Origin of the sequence: Bacillus cereus group sp. MYBK227-1, assembly GCF_051916325.1 — a bacterium.
GTDB lineage: Bacteria > Bacillota > Bacilli > Bacillales > Bacillaceae_G > Bacillus_A > Bacillus_A cereus.
In genome coordinates, this window is the sequence record NZ_JBQAGK010000001.1 from 598,080 (window position 1) to 615,891 (window position 17,812).

Consider the following 17,812-nt stretch of genomic DNA (forward strand, 5'->3'; position numbering starts at 1 on the left):
ATATGTGCAACTTCTTAATGGAATAAGAAGGGTGCATTAAAAGTATCTGTTAAGGTGTCCAGAGAAGATTAGGAAACCGAAACATACAACGTGGAACGTAATTACAATCGCAAGGATGTGTGTAAATTTATTGTTTGGCCAAAACTTATGCTTTTTGTTTTTTCGTTCAAAAATATCGAATAAAATAAACAGTGCGGCATGGTATAGACCATAAATAACATACTGCGCAACAGCGCTTCCTTGGATGTGCCAAATTCCCATAATGAAGAAGTTTAAAAATGCACCGATATACGAAATAGTGTAACGGTTCTTAATTAACTTTTTCTTCGTTGCAAAAAAGACGAAACGCATGTAAATAAAATCACGGAACCAGAATGATAAACTCATGTGCCAGCGGTTCCAGAAGTCTTTAATATTACGACTAAGGAATGGCTTATTGAAGTTTTCTGGCGTTTTAATTCCCATCATATAACTTACACCAATTACAAAAGAGCTATAACCAGCAAAATCAAAGAATAGATATAAGCTATAGCTATACATGTAAATCATATTTGAAAATATTGTATCGTGTTGAGCGAATGCTGGATCCATACAATATTGCTTTATTAAGTAAGCAATAATAAATTTATACAAGAAACCTTGGAAAATACGATTTAGTCCTGTATATAGTAAATTTTGATATTCTTCAGCGCTAGGTGGCTTTTGAATATCTTTTTGGAATCTTCGGTAACGATCGATAGGTCCTGTTGAAATCGCAGGGAAGAATAAAACGAATTCCCAGAAGTTAAAGAAAGAAAGCTCTTTAATTAAACCATCACGAACTTCAAATACCATTTGAACTGCTCTGAATGTTACGTAAGATATACCTAGGAAAACAACAAGTTTTAACTCAGGTAAAAACGATGCAAACGGCGCGATTTTTGCCAAAATAAGAGGCAAAATCGATAAAATAACAGCTATGCAAAATGTGAATGTACTATTATTTTGTTTTCTTAAAATTAAATAGCCTTTAATAAGGACATATTGCCAAATAATAAATGCAGCTAGCATCATTGCTTGCTTTGGTTTATCTGAGAAGATAATAGCAATCATGACTAATGTTAAAACGGCATTATATTTGCGCAACATTTTACCTTTTAATCCAGCTATGATAGTAGGTATTAATAAAATGCCCACTATAGCGAAAAAATAAAATGATCCATATGCGGTCATGCTGTAACCTCACTCAATAATTTTTTGCGATCTACCTTTCCATTTGGTGTCATTGGAATAGAAGATTGATACATGAATTTACGTGGAATCATGTAGTTTGGTAATCGCTCATTGAGTTCTTTTTTGATTGCAGATGTTAATTTGAATTCTTTTTCAAATGAATGTTCTCCAGGAACAACAACCGCTAATAAATAATCGTATTTCTCACCTTTTTTAATTGGAACGATAACTGCTCCTTCTACGTAAGAACACGCACGAAGGTGATGCTCAATTTCTTCTAATTCCATTCGATAACCATGCAGCTTAATTTGGAAATCAAGACGACCATTATAGAATAGAAGACCATTTTCAACATAGCCAGCATCGCCTGTTTTATAGGCGCGCTCACCGTCAATCATAGTAAATGCTTTTTCTGTTAATTCAGGGCTTCCTAAATATCCAACGCTTACGCTTGGACCGACAATTACGATTTCACCTTTTTCACCATCAGGTGCGATCGTGCCATCTTCTTTCATAATAAGAAGGCGACAGTCTGATTTACAATAGCCAACTGGAAGTGATTTGTATTGATCAAGCACTTCTTCTGTAACGTGAATACCTGTTACAGCGACAGTAGCTTCTGTTGGACCATACGTATTCATAATTGTTGCTTTAGGGAAACGTTCAATTAATTTTCTAGCCACTTCATTTGGTAACACTTCGCCGCAGAATAAGAATGTTTTCATGTTCGGTAGCATACTCTCAGAGAAAGATGCTTCCATTAAACACATTTCAGCGAAAGAAGGTGTGGAAGTCCATACTTGAATATCCGATTGCTCTAAAGAAGCAAACAAGTCTTTTGGACGCGCAATCATATCTTTATCGATTGCCCAAAGTGTACCACCTGTTACTAATGATGGGTAAATATCCATTACAGATAAATCGAATGAGAAAGGTGCTTGGTTTAAGAATACTTGCCCTGTTTGTAAGTTGAAATCTTCTACAGCCCATTTTGTAAAGCTAACAAGGCAGTTATAAGTAATCTGAACCCCCTTCGGATTACCTGTGCTTCCTGATGTGTAAATAATGTAGAAATTCTCATCACCTTTTACCGCATGTTCAGGATTTGGAGTGTTCCCTTTATGAGTAAAGAAAATATCTTTTAAGTTGTCTTCACTTACGATGCGAACTGGTAAATCAGTTACAGTTACTGCTGTTGCCGATAAAAGTAATTTCGCACCAGAATTTTCAGCAATACGTTGTACACGATCAGCTGGGATAGATAAATCTACAGGAATGTAAGCATGTCCAGCTTTTACACATCCTAAAAAGTTAATAATCATTTCAGGTTGCATATGGCCATACACCATAATTGGTGAACGATCGTCTGGATACTCAGAAGAAATCCAATGTGCTAACGCATCAGAATCTTCCTTTAATTGTTTGTACGTAATTTTCGCATCTCGCCAAACAAAAGCGGTTTGATCAGGCGTTTCTGCAGCCCACTTTTCAATTTGTTCTAATAACTTCATAACGTTCCCACCCTAGAATTCATTGTAAATAAATGTACTTGTGTTTGTATCATGGAATCCATACAACCAAAGTAATGCAAATAAAATTGCAAGATAATAAACCGTCTTTGCAACCCATTGTGTGAGTGGTCGAGACCATATCTCTTTTAATCTTTCCATGTCTTTCCCTCTCTTAATGAAATAATAGCTCTTTGTAGGTATCATGTCCTACATTATTGTGAAAAAAACAAAATCCCACATTTTAGGTAAAAATAAGTCAAAAGGCTCTTTTCTGATATTAGCACTAAATACTAAAAAAGAAAATCCCTAACTTAGCAATTATATTACATTCAGCATGAATTTGTAATGGGTTTGACATGTAAATAGAAAGTGGATTGTGTGAATACATAAAAGTGGACTATAAGAATACGTAAAAATACAGTGTTTGTTTTTATTAATCATTTAAGACGGAGTAAACTTTTAAATTTCTAGTTCTTTTGAAAAGGAGGAAATTATCATGAATAGAGTGTGGAAGAATCTAATTTCGGAAGAAAATATCGTGAAATGGAGAAGGCATTTCCATAAGTATCCGGAATTATCATTTCATGAAAAAGAAACTTCGCAATTTATATATGATACATTATGCTCATTTTCTTCTTTTGAAGTAACGAGACCGACGAAATATAGTGTACTAGCAATTAAAAGAGGTGTGAAGCAAGGGAAAGTAATTGCGATTCGAGCTGATATAGACGCTTTGCCAATTCAAGAGGAGACAAGTAAATCTTATACATCTGTGAATAAAGGAATGATGCATGCATGTGGGCACGATGCTCACGCAGCTATTTTATTAAGCACAGCAGAGGTGTTATCAAATATAAAGGAAGATTTTGCAGGTGAGATTCGTCTATTCTTTCAGCACGCAGAAGAGGTGTATCCAGGCGGGGGACAAGAAATGGTTGAGGCAGGTGTAATGGACGGTGTTGATTATGTAATAGGTTTACATGTTATGTCAGGACTTGAGAGTGGAAAGATAGGAATTGCATATGGACCGATGATGGCAGCTCCAGACGTATTTACAGTTGAGATTCAAGGCAAAGGAGGACATGCGGCGCGACCAGAAGAAACGATAGATCCTATTGCTATCGGAGCGCAGATTATTACAAATCTACAACATATCGTATCAAGAAATACAAGTGCTTTTATGCAAAGGGTTGTTTCAGTTACACAATTTCATGGGGGAACGGCTGACAATATTATTCCTAGTACAGCAACTTTAATGGGAACTGTTCGTTCATTTAATCAAGCATTGAGGGTGGAAGCAGAAGGGAAAATCGAGAAAATTGTGAAAGGAATTACAGAAGCACATGGAGGATCGTATACATATACGTATCGATATGGATATGATCCGGTTATTAATGATGAATATATTACGAAAATAGTAGAAGAAAGTGCACTACATTTGTTTGGGAATGAGCGTGTTGTGAAGCTTGAACCTTCTATGGGTGGAGAAGATTTTTCAGCATATTTAAGAAAAGCACCTGGTTGTTTCATTAAATTAGGAACAGGTAATGAAAATATATATACTTGTTATCCACATCATCATCCGAAATTTGACTTGGATGAATCAGCATTAATTTGTGGAGTGGAGCTATTTTTAGAGACGACTATAAGATTACTAAAATCATAGAAAAACAAAAAAAGGCAACTGCACTCTATTGCAGTTGCTTTTATTTCTTTCCGTCAGAGAGGGCTGAGAAAGAACTATGCTCATTCATAGTATATGAATAGCTAACGGACAAGCTTGTACATTTTAATCATTTTTTTAAAAATAGTTATTGACATTGATAATCAATGTCAATTAATCTAAATATAGTTGGAATTGATAATTATTATCAATAGGATGGATGCGACATGTTAATGAGAAAGAATTTTCACCTTCTGCGGAGGGGATTAAAAGATAAAAATAAAGATGTTGATCAGCATATGGAATGGCAAAGAAATGTAATTCGGTCTGAATATGTAGATGAGAAGAAGAGCATTCAAACAGAAAAAGAGATACAAAGTAAAGGGAGAGGTTCAGTTGAGTAAGTTAGTAATGATTTTTGCAAGTATGAGTGGAAATACAGAGGAAATGGCTGACCATATTGCCGGCGTAATTCGTGAAACAGAAAATGAAATTGAAGTTATTGATATTATGGATTCACCAGAAGCTTCTATATTAGAACAGTATGATGGAATTATTTTAGGTGCATACACTTGGGGAGATGGCGATCTTCCTGATGATTTCTTAGATTTTTATGATGCAATGGATTCTATTGATTTAACTGGGAAAAAAGCGGCAGTATTCGGATCATGTGATTCGGCTTATCCGAAATACGGAGTGGCAGTTGACATTTTAATAGAAAAGCTACAAGAGCGCGGGGCAGCAGTTGTGTTAGAAGGACTAAAAGTAGAATTAACGCCAGAAGATGAAGATGTAGAAAAATGTTTACAGTTTGGAGCTGAATTTGTAAAACACCTTTCTTAATGGCAGAAGGGAGATGAAGAGCAAGTGCATGAGAAAATCTCAATCAAAACGATGACAGATTATCATTTGTATGATTTTATGCGTTGTCCGCATAAATTTTATTTTCGTCACATAAAAAGAAGAGAACCTTCTTCATTTGAATGGCAACAAATAGCACAAATGATTGTCAATCAAATTATTAACGAGTATTACACGCTACCTGCGGGTCAACAAACGAAAATTGTACTTTTAATATTAATAGAAAAGTATTGGAAAAAAGTAAGGATTAATATGTTTGCTTCGAAGACGGAGTACTATATTGTATTAGCGAAGCTAACGGATCACTTATTACAGTTCGTTGAAAAGGATGATAGTCAGACACCACCATTGTTTTTATACGAGAAGTTTCAAACATATATGGAAGAGTTAGGTGTCCACATGTCATTGACATTTGAAGTTGGTGAGTGGAGTGCTGAGTCGTTTGTAATTAAAAAGTATGTTGTCGATGCAGATGAGGAAATGCTTGCTCTTTGTCAGAAGCTAATGACAGTATTCAGTTATAAAGCTTTCGGAGTTCTTCCAGGAAAAATTGAAGTTATTAATTTAATAGAAGGAACTAAGTATGAGTACATTCCGAAACAGGAAGATATTATAACTGGAATGGCTGATTTATCTAGAATGAAAGAAATGTTAGAGCAACCTGAGCATTATACAGAGCGTCATTTTCGTTCTGAGTGTATAAGTTGCGCGTTTCGTAGTGAATGCCAAGGGGAAGAAGTAAAGACAGAAGCGAAACAGAAGAAAAATATAGTTCATTAAAGGATGCAACTTTGCATCCTTTTTTGTTATTGACATGAAAAGCTTTTCATCATTTACGGTATATTTGTAGCAGATTTTAATAAAGTGAAACTTTAATCAGTGGGGGTTTTGTCAATCACCCACTGATTATCAGCCCTCATTAATCGGGCTACCCACAAATAGCAGAATAAAGGGAGGAATAATCAATGAAAGATGAAACAAAAGTATTTCAATGGTTAAAAGAACAAAATGCTCCTTTTGAAATTCAACTGCAAATTTTACAGGCGTTTCAATTGTATAAAGTTATTGTTGAAATGGATAAAAAGTTAATGATGTATGAGGAGAGAGTATATAGGGAGAGAATGTAATCTCATCCCTGTAATATCGTTTTTAGCTGTTCTGTGCCTGTAATGAATTCGAGTTCATTCTCTGACTCAAAGTTATAAATAATATTATGTAGTAAAGGACTGTATTGATAAAAGGTAGTAATACGATGAATGAGTAATGGATCATGATGAGAAATAAGTGTACTGTACTGTTCATATACAGATGTAGTAAACTCATCTCCGAAATCATAATATAGTCCTGCAAAATCAAAAGCAGGATCGCCAATTTGCGCATCACCAAAATCGATAACACCTGAAATGCTTTTGTTATGCTTGTTAAATAAAATGTGATGATGAGTAAAATCAGCGTGAATGATTGTGTTTTGAAAAGTGGATGTAGCTAAACATGCAAAGAAATTTTCAAATAAGCGATTTAAGGCTAGTTTCTGTAATGAAGTAAGGCTAGTAGTGAGATATTGGTTTAATTTTGTTTGTAGCTCTTTCCAGTAGGTACATGTTTTTTCAATAGGGAAACATAGCGTTGTAACTTGGTGTAAAGGAATACTATGTAGTACCGCAAGGAAAGTAGCTAATTGTGTAATAATTGCTTTCAGCTCTGTATCCTCCAGCGTGGCAACTGTTTCTGTTTTTAATGGTTCACCATGAATGAGAGTATAGTAACTACAAAGAGGAACCTCATCAGATTCGTTTTTATAAATTAGGTGATATTGTGGAACTTCGATTTCTTGTAGTGATTGAGTGAGAATTGCGCATAGTTCTTTTTCTAACGGAATTCGCATCGCATATTCCTGTTTTCGCGGGAAACGAAACAGTAGCTCATCATTTACTATAACTGCTACATTATCCCATCCTTCTTCATTTTGTTTATATGAATGTATAGAAAGATTAGGCAAAGCTTCTTTTATATAATGTTTGTAAGAGTCCATAATTGTTCCTCGTTTCTGAGTTAAGTTATTCTATTTTATGATATCAGAATTTTCTTTCTATATGTTAAAATATATCTATTATTATGAAGAAGGGCGGGAGTATTACGAAAAAAAGACTGTTAATCATTTCTCTATGTATCGCTTTTGTATTGTTTTGGTCATATAAAGAGGAGGTTTTTGCTACCTTTAAACCGATTGATCAGTACGAGTTAAATAAGGAGTTAAAGAACAAAAGTATAGAAAATTTAACTCATAATGAAATGAAAAAGGTAGGAGAGCATTTTGTGACTGAACAACTATCAGTGTTTGAGTTTAATAATAAAGAAGATGTGAAACGAAAAGGTGAAGAAATATTTTTAAATAGAGGGTATGAACCATTAATGGAAAATTATTATCCAAATCGTTTTCAAGATTTAGAGTATAAATTTACAAGCGAGGAGATACGTGAAGAGACCGATGAGAGTTTTCTTTATCAAGCTGTAGCGTACGTTGCGGGTACTGAAAATGGTAAGAGAAGCGAAATGAAATTGAATTATGAAGTGAAAATTGTAAAGGTTAATAATATATTTATGGTGCTAGAACAAAAGCAGCGCGTACAATAAAGGAAATTCATTGCTCAATAGAACATTTGAGGGTGTATTACTTAATGCGGAATAAAAAGGCCCTCAAGGAATAAAGGGCCTTTAAAGATTTTCATTTTGTTGACCAAGTTCTTTTTGAGCAATATATAAATTCCCTTGCTCGACTTGTTTAAGAGTATGAACAGAATCTCCTGCATATCCTTTTTGTGTTTTAACAGTTCTTTTTGAACGATTGGAATCTTGTTTCTTCATATAATAGGCCACCTTTCATCAAAAATAAACGAAAATGATAAGTATGAGTAATACAGCAGCGAAAATGGTAATGCCCATTAAAAACGAAGTGTTTTTATATTTAGGTGGCTTATGTACATCTTGCCGATATCCAGGTGAAATTTCAGGGGCAAATTCTTCATCGAATGATTGCTTTTTTTCTTTGTCGTCCATATGTACCCACCTTTCTTTTTCATTATATTATACGTTACAAGAAAAAATATGCATAAAGAAAACAGCCGCTTTATTATTAGCGGCTGTTTTGTGTTGTATATTTTCGTTGTACTTGAAAGAGACGGATAAGTAGGAAGGCAGCGCCAAATGCTAGACCGATAATAAGACCGATCCAATAGCCTTTCGCGGCCCATTCTGTATACGTCGCTAATATGTAACCTAGTGGTAGACCTATTATCCAATAAGCAATTAAAGTCATAATTAGAGCAACATTTACATCTTTATAACCACGCAAAGCTCCTTGTACAGGGGTTGCAATTGCATCTGAAATTTGAAATAAAATTGCAAAGATAAGAAATTCTTTTGCTAAATGATGAACTTTTGCATCTGTCGTATAAATAGAAGCAATTTGATCATCAAAGAAGTAGAGAAGAATCGAATATAATAAAGCAAAGGCAAGGGCTAATCCAATTCCAATCAATCCGTATTGTTTTGCATTATCGTAACGTTTTGCTCCAACTTCGAATCCGACCGCAATAGTCATTGCCATTGCTAAACTTAGCGGAGTCATATATAACAAGGAAGCAAAGTTCATAGCTGCTTGGTGAGCTGCAATAGTTGTCGTACTAAAATTACTCATCATGAGCGTTACCGCAGCGAAAATACTCGTTTCAAAAAAGATAGCAAATCCGATAGGGACGCCAAGTTTTAAGAATGCTTTCCAACTCGAAAGAGAAGGTCGGTATAATTGTTTGAAAATGTTGAAAGAGGCAAAAGGCTCTTTCGTCTGAATAATAATGACTGTAATAATTAAAATGCACCAATATGTTGCAGTGGAAGCAATTGCTGCTCCGACACCACCAAGCTTTGGGAAACCGAAGTTACCAAAAATTAATAGGTAATTTAATATTACGTTAATTGGTAATGATAATAATGTAATAATCATCGTTGTTCGAGTTTTTCCTAATGCATCAATAAATCCACGTAAAACAGTGTAAGTGAATAAAGGTATAATTCCTATTGCGATAATACTTAAAAATTGCGCTGCAATACGTTCCACAGGTTCTTCTAAGCGCATGCCATTTAAAATAGGTGAAACGACGAAAAAACCGATGAGGATAACAACGAAGCTAGCACAAATTGCTAAATAAACTGCTTGTATGACAACGTGGGGAACGTCCTCTTTTTTCTTGGATCCAACGAGCTGTGCAACAATGGGAGTAGTAGCCATTAAAATTCCTGTTAACCCCGTACTAACTGGAATCCATATACTTGTTCCAATTGCAACACCTGCTAAATCAGTTGGACTTGCATGTCCTGACATTGTTGTATCAAAAAAACTCATCGCAAATAATGACATTTGCGTTACGAAAATCGGAAAAAATAGTAATACAAATTGCTTTAACTTTTGTGAGAATGAAGTAGTTTCTTTCATAAAATCCCCTTTCCGTATAAAAAAACAAACTCTTACTATCATACAATTTAATCAAAGATTAGAAAAGAAATACGCGCCTATAACATATGAAGCCAATAAAAAAAGGATGCACTTTGAAAAGGGATAAGGTATTATGATAAGGTGTGAAAAAATTACATATTATTTGTTATTAAGGAGGCACTACTTGTGGCTGATTGGTTAATTGGTTTAATCATGGGTGCTGTTGAAGGGTTAACAGAGTTTCTACCAGTATCATCAACAGGACATATGATTTTAACAGGACATTTAATTGGATTTGACGATGAGAGAGCGAAAGTTTTTGAAGTTGTTATCCAATTGGGATCGATTTTAGCAGTTGTTGTTATATTTTGGAAGCGTCTATGGTCGTTAGTTGGAATAGGTAAAGTAACAGACGGACCATCGTTAAATTTATTACATATTATTATCGGGATGATTCCTGCTGGGATACTTGGCGTGTTATTCCATAGCACTATTAAAGAGGTTTTATTTGGTCCAGGACCAGTTGTTATTAGCTTAGTAGCCGGTGGTATTTTAATGATTGTTGCTGAGAAGTTTTCGAAACCAAGTACAGCAAGAACGTTAGATGAAATCACATATAAACAGGCATTTACAATTGGAATGTTTCAATGTTTGGCTCTTTGGCCAGGATTTTCTCGTTCTGGTTCTACAATCAGTGGTGGTTTATTAGCTCGCGTGTCGCATACAGCGGCAGCTGAATATACGTTCATTTTAGCGGTACCGATGATGGTAGCTGCAAGTGGATTAGATTTAATTAAAAGCTGGGATGTATTAAGCTCAGCAGATATAACGCTATTTGTAACAGGATTTGTAACTGCATTCGTTGTTGCGATGCTTGCAATTGTTTCATTCTTGAAATTATTATCTCGTGTGAAACTAACACCGTTCGCTTATTATCGTTTCATTTTAGCTGCGGTATTCTATTTCTTCATTATGTAATAAAAAAACCTGCCGAGCTCGGCAGGTTTTTATTTTACTATTTTTTCCACCATATTTTCCATTACATGCTCCCAAAGAGAAGTATCATCAGCTAATGTAGCACGGAAATTAGCATACATTTCTTTTTGTTTTTCTTGGAATCTTGGATCTTCTTTTTCGGGTAATGTAGCGCGCATTGAAGTTACTAATTCTTGTACTTTTGGAGCGCGTGGTCCAAAGACGGCTTGTTCATTTCCATCTTTATCAATGAAAATAAAGATTGGAATCGCACGTGCTGTTCCATTTGTTAAATATTGATCCATTAATTCTAAGTTTTCGTCGCGAATTAATAAACTCATTTCAATATTTGCAACTTCAGAAATTCGTTTCATAACAGGTACGCATAAAAGAGCATCGCCACACCAATCAGCAGTTAATACGATAACACGCCAGCCGTCATTTTGACGTTCTTCTAATACAGGAAGTAATTCATTTGGAATTAAAAAGTTATTGTAAATGTGTAGTAGCTCGTATTGGTTTACTTGCATTTCATTCACATATGTATCAAAGGACATACCTTTATCAGCCCATTGTTGTAAGTTCATAATTAACACCTCTTTAGTAAGATTTGCTTTCATTGTACCAATTTTTATATAGAAAAGCTTGTATTCTTACTCTTTCTCGTCACTTAATAATTTATTTAAGAGGAAAAAGAATAGTACGACACATAATTCAGCTATGTTGGACATTTGTACGCTTTCTATCCAATCATCAGCAGTATGAATGACGAACCAATCTAGTGTAATTTCAATGAATGAGAAAAGAGTAATAGAAATCCAATTTGGCATGTTTTGTGTCAGTGGATATAGCAGCGCTTTGAAGAAACTGAAGATGAAAAATGTAATACTGTCTAAGAAAGTGATTAATAAAAAAAAGAGAAGTAACGCAATACGTGAACTATACTCTATACCTGTAATTTGAAAGATTCCTACATATACAAAAAATATAAATGCAAAAATTATAATGAGAAAAAGAGCAATAATACTAATGATAATCGTTTTATCTTTTAGGCTGAGATTTGAGAATTTCTCCTCCTCATGCATTAAGATACCCCTTTTTTCTGGAAGTTAACTTCATTTTATCATGAAATACATATTAAAAAACTACGAATTATGGGAAAATAAGGTGACAAAAAGTAAGATTTCATGTAAAATTATTAATAAGGTTTTTATTTAACTAAATGAAATAAAAGGAGCTGTCAAAGTTGTCTCAAAATCGAGAGCAATTAATGGAAGAACTATCGACAAATGTGTTTGCTATGTTTCGCACATTGCGTAATGATATCGGAAAAATATTTGGTGGTTACATACCGTGGAATGAATTCATCGTCCTGAGAATATTAAATCGTACGAATAAAGAAATGGTATCGCGTGTAGCAAATGAATTAAATGTGTCGAATAGTCATATTACAGCTGTTACAGAAAAATTAATTAATAAAGGTTTTGTAACTCGTTCACGTTCTACATCAGATCGCCGAGTTGTGTATTTAGAGATTACAGAACAAGGGAAAGATTTAGTTGCGAAAATGGAAGATGCGAAAAAACAATATTTACAAGAAAGATTCTCTGCACTTTCAGAAGATGAAATGAATGTAATGATTTCAATTTCCAAAAAACTTATTTAAGTGATTATAAACAAGAAAACGCTTACGTGATGAAATAGAAGATCTTCCTTATATATGGGAGGTCTTCTTTCATGTGTAATAGATGTTAAAAAATAAAATGTGTATGAAAAAAGATAGAGCGCCATACTACTAATACAAGGAAGGGAGGGAGAAATATGACGAATCGTAACGGTAGTAAAGGGAGCGGTAATCAAGGATCACCAAAGTCTGGCCAGTTTAATCAGGAATTTAGCACTGAATTTGAAACTGGTAATGATAATAAAGGGAAAGAATATCGTTCTAAAAAAGGGAGTAAATCAAAAAAGGAGTGAAATTCATCACTCCTTTTTTGATTTAAGATGCTGCCGATTGATCCGTATTATATTTTTCTTCTGATTTTGCGACAATCATTGCGCAAATTGCATCACCAGAAATGTTTACAGCTGTTCTAGACATATCTAAAATACGGTCAATACCGATAATTAAAGCGATACCTTCTACTGGTAGATTTACTTGATTTAAAACCATTGTAAGCATTACAAGTCCAACACCAGGTACACCAGCAGTACCGATACTAGCTAGTACAGCAGTTAATACGACCATAGCTAATTGCGGTAATGTAAGTTCAACTCCGTATACTTGAGCGATAAATACAGTGGCTACCCCTTGCATAATGGCAGTACCATCCATATTAATAGTTGCCCCTAGTGGTTGTACAAATGAGCTTATCGCTTTTGGAACGCCAAGCTTATCTTGTGCTGTTTTCATTGCAAATGGAAGCGATGCATTAGAGCTAGATGTACTAAATCCAATTGCCATTACTGGTCCGAAATGTTTAAAGAAACGAACAATACTTTCTTTTGCTAATACCTTTAATAAGCCGCCATATACAAAGACCCCGTGAATAATGAGTACTAACATAACGACAATCATATACTTGAACATCGCAGCGACGCCTGCAAGCCCCATTTTACCAACGGATGAAGCGAGCAAACCGAATGTTCCAATTGGGGCTAATTTCATAACGAGATTAACAAGATACATCATTAATTCGTTGCCCTGTTCAAGTAATGAATGGATACCTTGAACTCGTTTTCCTAAAATAGCTATACCGAGTCCAATCAATACGGCAAAGGCAATGATTTGTAACATGTTTCCGTCAGCCATCGCTTTTGCTGGGTTATCTGGTACGATATTTAGCAATGTGTCGACGAAAGATGTTTCAGTTTTTGCACCTTCATACTTAAGACCTTCTGTTTTAAAATTACCGCCAGCTCCTGGTTTTATAATAAGTGCAAATGTAACCGCTATAGAGATGGCAACCGCAGTTGTTACGAGAAAGAATGAAATTGATTTTAAACCGATTCTTCCAAGTTGTTTCGGATCTCCAAGGCCGGCAGCACCAAGTACGATAGAAATGAACACAACAGGAACAACTAGCATTTTAATAAGTCGAATAAACAATTGACCAATTGGGTTGAACACAAATTGATTTAGTGGCTCAAAGATAGATGGAGCAGCTAAATTTAGAGTGAGTCCAACAACTAGACCTAGAAATAATGCGATTAAGATTGCTTTTGTTTGTTTCAATAAAATCCCCCCTTTTGTTTTTGCGAAATTTCTTTCTAAAGTAATTATACCGAAAAAATACCTGATTTGACAATATTTTCTGAATTTTTCGTTTTTGTTTAAGTGTAGATAGACTGATTTTGTGTTTGGAAAATAAAATAGACCATCACATAGGATGGTCTAGGGAAGGGGACATTTTATGTCAATTTAATTAGGGATGGAAGTTGCTTTAAGACACTGGGGAATGTCTTATAAATTAGGGAGGAACAACTTCTATACATATACTATAAAAGGTAGGTGTGACTCTCATGTGAACATAGGGTGAAAGAGAGGGGGAGTTTTAAATAAAAGATAGAAAGACAAAAAATAAGACCATCATATATAAGATGGTCAAGGAAGGGGACAATTTATGTCAATTTAATTAGGGATGGAAGTTGCTTTAAGACACTGGGGAATGTCTTATAAATTAGGGAGGAACAACTTCGATACATATACTATAAAAGGTAGATGTGACCTCTGTGTGAACATAGAGTGAAAGAGAGAGGGAGTTTTAAATAAAAGATAGAAAGACAAAAAAATAAGACCATCATATATAAGATGGTCAAGGAAGGGGACAATTTATGTCAATTTAATTAGGGATGGAAGCTATTCAAAGACACTGGGGAATGTCTTATAAATTAGGGAGGAACAGCTTCGATACATATACTATAAAAGGTGGATGTGACCTCTATGTGAACATAGAGTGAAAGATATGGGGATTTGAAAAATAGTACATATGAAATTGTTATTGCTAGCAATATTGAGTTAGGATATAGAGTTTTCCGGCATAAAACGAAAAGGAATCTGAATATAAATAAAAGTTGTAATCTATGAAAAAAAGGATTATGCTCAACTATATTATGAGAATATAAGGTTTGTCCCAATTATTTAAGGGCTTTTAAAAAGCTTTTTATTGTATGAGGGGAAAGTTTCACTTTAATAAGGGAGTTAGTGATATGGACGTAACAAAAAAACAAGGGCTGTATAATCGTCTTATACGATTAAACCCACCACAAATATTAGCATTAGGCTTTTTCTGCTTAATTGTGGTTGGCGGTTTGTTATTAAAATTACCATTCGCAACGAAAGTACATATTAGTTGGGTAGATGCTTTCTTTACAGCAACGTCAGCAGCGACCGTAACTGGTTTGGGAGTAGTGGATACAGCAAGTACATTTACGATGTTTGGCGAAATTGTTATTATGTTTTTAATTCAAACAGGTGGTCTAGGCCTTATGACAATTGCCATTTTAATTGTTTGGGTACTAGGTAAAAAAATCGGATTACGCCATCGTTTATTAATTGGAGAAGCATTTAATCAAACAAATATAGGTGGTCTTGTAAAATTAGTAAAGCGTGTCTTTATATTTTCGATTTGTATTGAACTTATTGGGGTCATCTTTTTATCGTTTCGCTTTATTCCAGAGTTTGGTTTTGGAAAAGGTTTATACTATAGTATTTTTCATGTAATTGCATCTTATAATAATGCAGGATTTGCTTTATGGCCAGATAATTTAACAAGATATGTAGGGGATCCCATTATTAATATTGGGATTTGCTCTTTAATTGTAATTGGGGGACTCGGTTTTACCGTATTAATTGATATATGGTATAGCCGCAGTTTTCGAAAATTATCACTTCACTCAAAAATAATGATTATTGGAACAGTAGTGCTAAATATTATAGCAATGATTGTGATTTTTGTATTGGAATATAATAATGTGAAGACGTTAGGGAATTTATCTTTAAATGAAAAACTATGGGCTTCCTTCTTTCAAGGTATTACTCCGCGGACAGCTGGATTTAATACGGTTGACTATGGAGGTATGGAAGAATCATCTATATTATTTACGATGATTTTGATGTTTATTGGTGCAGGAAGTGTATCGACAGGTGGAGGAATTAAATTAACGACGTTTGTTATCTTAATTACATCTGTCCTTTCTTTCTTTAGAAAAAAGGAGGAAATTGTTTTATTTCAGCGTACAATTAAAATGTCGACAGTAACGAGGGCCTTAGCGATTGCTGTTGCCAGTCAAATACTTATTTTAGCAGCGGTATTCATATTAATGCTTACAGAAAACTTCAGCTTTATTCAATTATTATTTGAGACAATATCAGCGTTTGGCACAGTCGGATTAACGATGGGAATTACTGCAAAGCTATCGGCATTCGGAAAATGTATTATTATGTTTGTTATGTTCTGCGGATTAATTGGACCATTAACACTTGTGTTCTCTTTAGCGCGACCAGCAAAACAAAAAATAAAATATCCATCGGAAGATGTGTTTACAGGGTAAGGTATCCCGCGTTAAGCGAGATACCTTTTTCTTTTTTAGAACAGGGAGAACAATAGACCAATAAGTGCTACTCGGAATAAAATTGCGATAAGTGCAGCAATTCCACCGACAACTGCAGCGATACCGCCAGTTACAGTAGCTCCGCGATTATAAGCGTAAATACCGAGTAAAACAGAAACAAGACCAAATAGTGTTGGAAATGTAAACAGCGATAAGATAGATAGCGCAAGAGCAATAAAACCAGCAGTTGATCCAGCAGCGGACGATTTTACAACATCTTTATCGTCTTTATCATTGTAATCATAATCAATGCGTTGTGGTGCAACCTCAGCGGCGTACTCTTCTTTATAGTCACTATAATCACTATCTATTCTATCTTTTCTTTTATAATCATCAAATTTCTCAGTCAAAGTCATGACTCCTTTCATAACAAGGTTCAATAGTAGTATGTATCTCTTTTTCTTTTTTATCCCGCTATTTGTGAGAGTCGAGCTACGTACACATCCCACTGATTAAAGTTTCACTATACCGGAGCATGTACAGGGAGTAGTATCTTTTAAAAGGAGGAAAATGTTTTCTTGAAATAGGAAAAGTTAGTATGACTTCCTCTATTTTGGAAAATATAAAAAGGAATAATGAGGAAAGGGTGCAATACATAATGGAACATCCAATTGAAAATTTAATGAAAACGGCAATGACAAATTTAAAAGAAATGGTAGATGTAAATACAATTGTTGGGAGCCCGGTTTCAACAGCTGACGGAAATGTAGTATTAACAGTATCTCAAGTGGCTTTTGGTTTTGGAGCTGGTGGAAGTGATTTTAAAGGGGATTTCATTACTGAAAAACATAACGGTGGGCAAAATCAGCATAAAGAGAACAAACAAGGGCATCCATTTGGAGGAGGAAGCGGGGCTGGGGTTTCCATTAGTCCAGTAGCTTTTTTAGTAGTTGGTTCTAATGGAGTGCAAGTATTACATCTCAACAGCAGTACACATTTAATTGAAAAGGCTTTAAATACTGTACCAAGCACTGTAGATAAATTTGTGAATGGTCGTCAAAAGTGAACTTGCATTTTTTAGGAATTATGATATATTAGAAAAAGTGCGCTTTAGGATGATCGGAATAATTGAAATGTAAATATATATGATGTGTGGAATAAGGGAGAGGAATTTATGATTAATATCAAAAACTTAGTAGTTGGCTTATTTATGTTAGTAAGCGGCTTTGTTGTATATGTAATAAAAGAAAAAGCTCCATTCTAAAACAGACAAACCGTTAATGTCTGTTTTTAATTTGCGGAAAAATATTGACAAGTTATTGTATTGGTGTTAGAATTTTAATTCGTGTCTCGGTTACAGCTAGTGTAAAGTAAATATCTCTTATGAATGCAATACGAAAAGTTTGCGAAAGATCGGGTAATTTTATCAACAACTTTTGTGAACAAACCCTATAAATTGTATTTGTAAGCTATATATGTATACTAGTGAATCAAGGAGCGGTCAGTGGAACCGTAATGATGAGAGAGAGGTAGGGCTTTCATCCA

The 17,812-nt window shown here is 34.6% G+C and carries 23 protein-coding genes; 12 read left to right on the top strand and 11 right to left on the bottom strand.

The genetic code is table 11. The features are described from left to right. Nucleotides 1-36 precede the first annotated feature (36 nt). The 3 genes from dltB to ACTFRM_RS03280 are packed head-to-tail and all read right to left on the bottom strand — an operon-like array spanning nucleotide 37 to nucleotide 2,882. A complete protein-coding gene (gene dltB, locus ACTFRM_RS03270; protein WP_000127933.1) occupies nucleotides 37-1,212 on the bottom strand; it encodes a D-alanyl-lipoteichoic acid biosynthesis protein DltB in 1,176 nt (391 codons plus the stop codon). After that, on the bottom strand, nucleotides 1,209-2,723 hold the full coding sequence (gene dltA / locus ACTFRM_RS03275) for a D-alanine--poly(phosphoribitol) ligase subunit DltA (protein ID WP_000770505.1): 1,515 nt from the start codon (nucleotides 2,721-2,723) through the stop codon (nucleotides 1,209-1,211). The genes dltB and dltA overlap by 4 nt, the downstream gene beginning before the upstream one ends. Nucleotides 2,724-2,735: 12 nt before the next feature. Then, the gene (locus ACTFRM_RS03280) at nucleotides 2,736-2,882 is read right to left on the bottom strand and encodes a teichoic acid D-Ala incorporation-associated protein DltX (protein WP_000440293.1); all 147 of its coding nucleotides are present in this window, start codon (nucleotides 2,880-2,882) and stop codon (nucleotides 2,736-2,738) included. Nucleotides 2,883-3,219: 337 nt separating this feature from the next. Between ACTFRM_RS03280 and amaA the strand changes: the two genes are divergently transcribed. The 5 genes from amaA to ACTFRM_RS03305 all read left to right on the top strand — a co-directional run bounded on the left by amaA (nucleotide 3,220) and on the right by ACTFRM_RS03305 (nucleotide 6,374). Next, on the top strand, nucleotides 3,220-4,389 hold the full coding sequence (amaA, locus tag ACTFRM_RS03285; RefSeq protein ID WP_001082783.1) for an N-acyl-aliphatic-L-amino acid amidohydrolase: 1,170 nt from the start codon (nucleotides 3,220-3,222) through the stop codon (nucleotides 4,387-4,389). Nucleotides 4,390-4,613: 224 nt separating this feature from the next. Further along, a complete protein-coding gene (locus ACTFRM_RS03290; RefSeq protein ID WP_000929023.1) occupies nucleotides 4,614-4,790 on the top strand; it encodes a hypothetical protein in 177 nt (58 codons plus the stop codon). Then, nucleotides 4,783-5,229, top strand: a complete 447-nt coding sequence (locus tag ACTFRM_RS03295; protein ID WP_000041153.1) for a flavodoxin — start codon at nucleotides 4,783-4,785, stop codon at nucleotides 5,227-5,229. The genes ACTFRM_RS03290 and ACTFRM_RS03295 overlap by 8 nt, the downstream gene beginning before the upstream one ends. 24 nt (nucleotides 5,230-5,253) lie before the next feature. Beyond that, a complete protein-coding gene (locus ACTFRM_RS03300) occupies nucleotides 5,254-6,027 on the top strand; it encodes a hypothetical protein (RefSeq protein ID WP_000544574.1) in 774 nt (257 codons plus the stop codon). A 185-nt stretch (nucleotides 6,028-6,212) separates the two neighbouring features. Continuing rightward, complete coding sequence (locus ACTFRM_RS03305) at nucleotides 6,213-6,374, top strand: hypothetical protein (protein ID WP_000651086.1); 162 nt, start codon at nucleotides 6,213-6,215, stop codon at nucleotides 6,372-6,374. Between the two features lie 2 nt (nucleotides 6,375-6,376). On the opposite strand, the gene ACTFRM_RS03310 is transcribed toward ACTFRM_RS03305, so the two are convergent. Then, nucleotides 6,377-7,279 carry an aminoglycoside phosphotransferase family protein gene (locus ACTFRM_RS03310; protein ID WP_000378985.1) on the bottom strand — a complete coding sequence of 301 codons (903 nt, stop codon included), beginning with the start codon at nucleotides 7,277-7,279 and terminating at the stop codon, nucleotides 6,377-6,379. Between the two features lie 83 nt (nucleotides 7,280-7,362). On the opposite strand from ACTFRM_RS03310, the gene ACTFRM_RS03315 reads away from it, so the two are divergent. Continuing rightward, nucleotides 7,363-7,881: a biotin transporter BioY gene (locus ACTFRM_RS03315; protein WP_121868153.1), complete on the top strand. Its 519-nt coding sequence runs from the start codon at nucleotides 7,363-7,365 to the stop codon at nucleotides 7,879-7,881. Between the two features lie 81 nt (nucleotides 7,882-7,962). Here the strand turns inward: ACTFRM_RS03315 and ACTFRM_RS03320 are convergent, their stop codons facing one another. From ACTFRM_RS03320 to ACTFRM_RS03330, 3 genes are all read right to left on the bottom strand, one after another. Beyond that, on the bottom strand, nucleotides 7,963-8,112 hold the full coding sequence (locus ACTFRM_RS03320) for a hypothetical protein (RefSeq protein WP_000743742.1): 150 nt from the start codon (nucleotides 8,110-8,112) through the stop codon (nucleotides 7,963-7,965). Nucleotides 8,113-8,130: 18 nt separating this feature from the next. Next, nucleotides 8,131-8,304 (bottom strand): hypothetical protein, encoded by a 174-nt coding sequence (locus ACTFRM_RS03325; RefSeq protein WP_000341062.1) that lies wholly within the window; start codon nucleotides 8,302-8,304, stop codon nucleotides 8,131-8,133. A gap of 76 nt (nucleotides 8,305-8,380) precedes the next feature. Further along, on the bottom strand, nucleotides 8,381-9,739 hold the full coding sequence (locus ACTFRM_RS03330; RefSeq protein ID WP_000665548.1) for an MATE family efflux transporter: 1,359 nt from the start codon (nucleotides 9,737-9,739) through the stop codon (nucleotides 8,381-8,383). A 186-nt stretch (nucleotides 9,740-9,925) separates the two neighbouring features. Here ACTFRM_RS03330 and uppP point away from each other — a divergent pair, with 186 nt between their 5' ends. Further along, complete coding sequence (gene uppP / locus ACTFRM_RS03335) at nucleotides 9,926-10,717, top strand: bacitracin resistance undecaprenyl-diphosphatase (protein ID WP_000796253.1); 792 nt, start codon at nucleotides 9,926-9,928, stop codon at nucleotides 10,715-10,717. 29 nt (nucleotides 10,718-10,746) lie between these two features. On the opposite strand, the gene ACTFRM_RS03340 is transcribed toward uppP, so the two are convergent. Beyond that, on the bottom strand, nucleotides 10,747-11,334 hold the full coding sequence (locus ACTFRM_RS03340) for a thioredoxin family protein (RefSeq protein WP_121868155.1): 588 nt from the start codon (nucleotides 11,332-11,334) through the stop codon (nucleotides 10,747-10,749). 33 nt (nucleotides 11,335-11,367) lie between these two features. Next, on the bottom strand, nucleotides 11,368-11,799 hold the full coding sequence (locus ACTFRM_RS03345; protein ID WP_000544070.1) for a YrvL family regulatory protein: 432 nt from the start codon (nucleotides 11,797-11,799) through the stop codon (nucleotides 11,368-11,370). 161 nt (nucleotides 11,800-11,960) lie between these two features. Here ACTFRM_RS03345 and ACTFRM_RS03350 point away from each other — a divergent pair, with 161 nt between their 5' ends. Beyond that, nucleotides 11,961-12,380, top strand: a complete 420-nt coding sequence (locus ACTFRM_RS03350) for a MarR family winged helix-turn-helix transcriptional regulator (RefSeq protein ID WP_000081432.1) — start codon at nucleotides 11,961-11,963, stop codon at nucleotides 12,378-12,380. 155 nt (nucleotides 12,381-12,535) lie between these two features. Beyond that, complete coding sequence (locus tag ACTFRM_RS03355; RefSeq protein ID WP_000184928.1) at nucleotides 12,536-12,691, top strand: hypothetical protein; 156 nt, start codon at nucleotides 12,536-12,538, stop codon at nucleotides 12,689-12,691. 22 nt (nucleotides 12,692-12,713) lie between these two features. Here the strand turns inward: ACTFRM_RS03355 and ACTFRM_RS03360 are convergent, their stop codons facing one another. Then, the gene (locus tag ACTFRM_RS03360; protein ID WP_000814802.1) at nucleotides 12,714-13,949 is read right to left on the bottom strand and encodes a dicarboxylate/amino acid:cation symporter; all 1,236 of its coding nucleotides are present in this window, start codon (nucleotides 13,947-13,949) and stop codon (nucleotides 12,714-12,716) included. Nucleotides 13,950-14,923: 974 nt separating this feature from the next. Between ACTFRM_RS03360 and ACTFRM_RS03365 the strand changes: the two genes are divergently transcribed. After that, nucleotides 14,924-16,267 carry a TrkH family potassium uptake protein gene (locus tag ACTFRM_RS03365; RefSeq protein ID WP_000383524.1) on the top strand — a complete coding sequence of 448 codons (1,344 nt, stop codon included), beginning with the start codon at nucleotides 14,924-14,926 and terminating at the stop codon, nucleotides 16,265-16,267. A gap of 35 nt (nucleotides 16,268-16,302) precedes the next feature. Here ACTFRM_RS03365 and ACTFRM_RS03370 read toward each other — a convergent pair whose 3' ends face one another. Next, nucleotides 16,303-16,677 carry a hypothetical protein gene (locus ACTFRM_RS03370; protein ID WP_000136542.1) on the bottom strand — a complete coding sequence of 125 codons (375 nt, stop codon included), beginning with the start codon at nucleotides 16,675-16,677 and terminating at the stop codon, nucleotides 16,303-16,305. A 188-nt stretch (nucleotides 16,678-16,865) separates the two neighbouring features. Here ACTFRM_RS03370 and ytfJ point away from each other — a divergent pair, with 188 nt between their 5' ends. Together ytfJ and ACTFRM_RS03380 are read left to right on the top strand one after the other, a co-directional pair. Beyond that, entirely contained in the window at nucleotides 16,866-17,333 is a 468-nt protein-coding gene (gene ytfJ, locus ACTFRM_RS03375) for a GerW family sporulation protein (protein WP_000204234.1), read from the top strand. Between the two features lie 108 nt (nucleotides 17,334-17,441). Continuing rightward, nucleotides 17,442-17,531, top strand: a complete 90-nt coding sequence (locus tag ACTFRM_RS03380; RefSeq protein ID WP_000608227.1) for a hypothetical protein — start codon at nucleotides 17,442-17,444, stop codon at nucleotides 17,529-17,531. The last annotated feature ends 281 nt before the right edge of the window (nucleotides 17,532-17,812 follow it).

Coding starts and splice junctions, on each gene's coding strand:
- dltB (WP_000127933.1), bottom strand. CDS start 1,212: ATGACCGCATATGGATCATTTTATTTTTTCGCTATAGTGGGCATTTTA.
- dltA (WP_000770505.1), bottom strand. CDS start 2,723: ATGAAGTTATTAGAACAAATTGAAAAGTGGGCTGCAGAAACGCCTGAT.
- ACTFRM_RS03280 (WP_000440293.1), bottom strand. CDS start 2,882: ATGGAAAGATTAAAAGAGATATGGTCTCGACCACTCACACAATGGGTT.
- amaA (WP_001082783.1), top strand. CDS start 3,220: ATGAATAGAGTGTGGAAGAATCTAATTTCGGAAGAAAATATCGTGAAA.
- ACTFRM_RS03290 (WP_000929023.1), top strand. CDS start 4,614: ATGTTAATGAGAAAGAATTTTCACCTTCTGCGGAGGGGATTAAAAGAT.
- ACTFRM_RS03305 (WP_000651086.1), top strand. CDS start 6,213: ATGAAAGATGAAACAAAAGTATTTCAATGGTTAAAAGAACAAAATGCT.
- ACTFRM_RS03310 (WP_000378985.1), bottom strand. CDS start 7,279: ATGGACTCTTACAAACATTATATAAAAGAAGCTTTGCCTAATCTTTCT.
- ACTFRM_RS03315 (WP_121868153.1), top strand. CDS start 7,363: ATGAAGAAGGGCGGGAGTATTACGAAAAAAAGACTGTTAATCATTTCT.
- ACTFRM_RS03320 (WP_000743742.1), bottom strand. CDS start 8,112: ATGAAGAAACAAGATTCCAATCGTTCAAAAAGAACTGTTAAAACACAA.
- ACTFRM_RS03325 (WP_000341062.1), bottom strand. CDS start 8,304: ATGGACGACAAAGAAAAAAAGCAATCATTCGATGAAGAATTTGCCCCT.
- ACTFRM_RS03330 (WP_000665548.1), bottom strand. CDS start 9,739: ATGAAAGAAACTACTTCATTCTCACAAAAGTTAAAGCAATTTGTATTA.
- ACTFRM_RS03340 (WP_121868155.1), bottom strand. CDS start 11,334: ATGAAAGCAAATCTTACTAAAGAGGTGTTAATTATGAACTTACAACAA.
- ACTFRM_RS03345 (WP_000544070.1), bottom strand. CDS start 11,799: ATGCATGAGGAGGAGAAATTCTCAAATCTCAGCCTAAAAGATAAAACG.
- ACTFRM_RS03355 (WP_000184928.1), top strand. CDS start 12,536: ATGACGAATCGTAACGGTAGTAAAGGGAGCGGTAATCAAGGATCACCA.
- ACTFRM_RS03365 (WP_000383524.1), top strand. CDS start 14,924: ATGGACGTAACAAAAAAACAAGGGCTGTATAATCGTCTTATACGATTA.
- ytfJ (WP_000204234.1), top strand. CDS start 16,866: ATGACTTCCTCTATTTTGGAAAATATAAAAAGGAATAATGAGGAAAGG.
- ACTFRM_RS03380 (WP_000608227.1), top strand. CDS start 17,442: ATGATTAATATCAAAAACTTAGTAGTTGGCTTATTTATGTTAGTAAGC.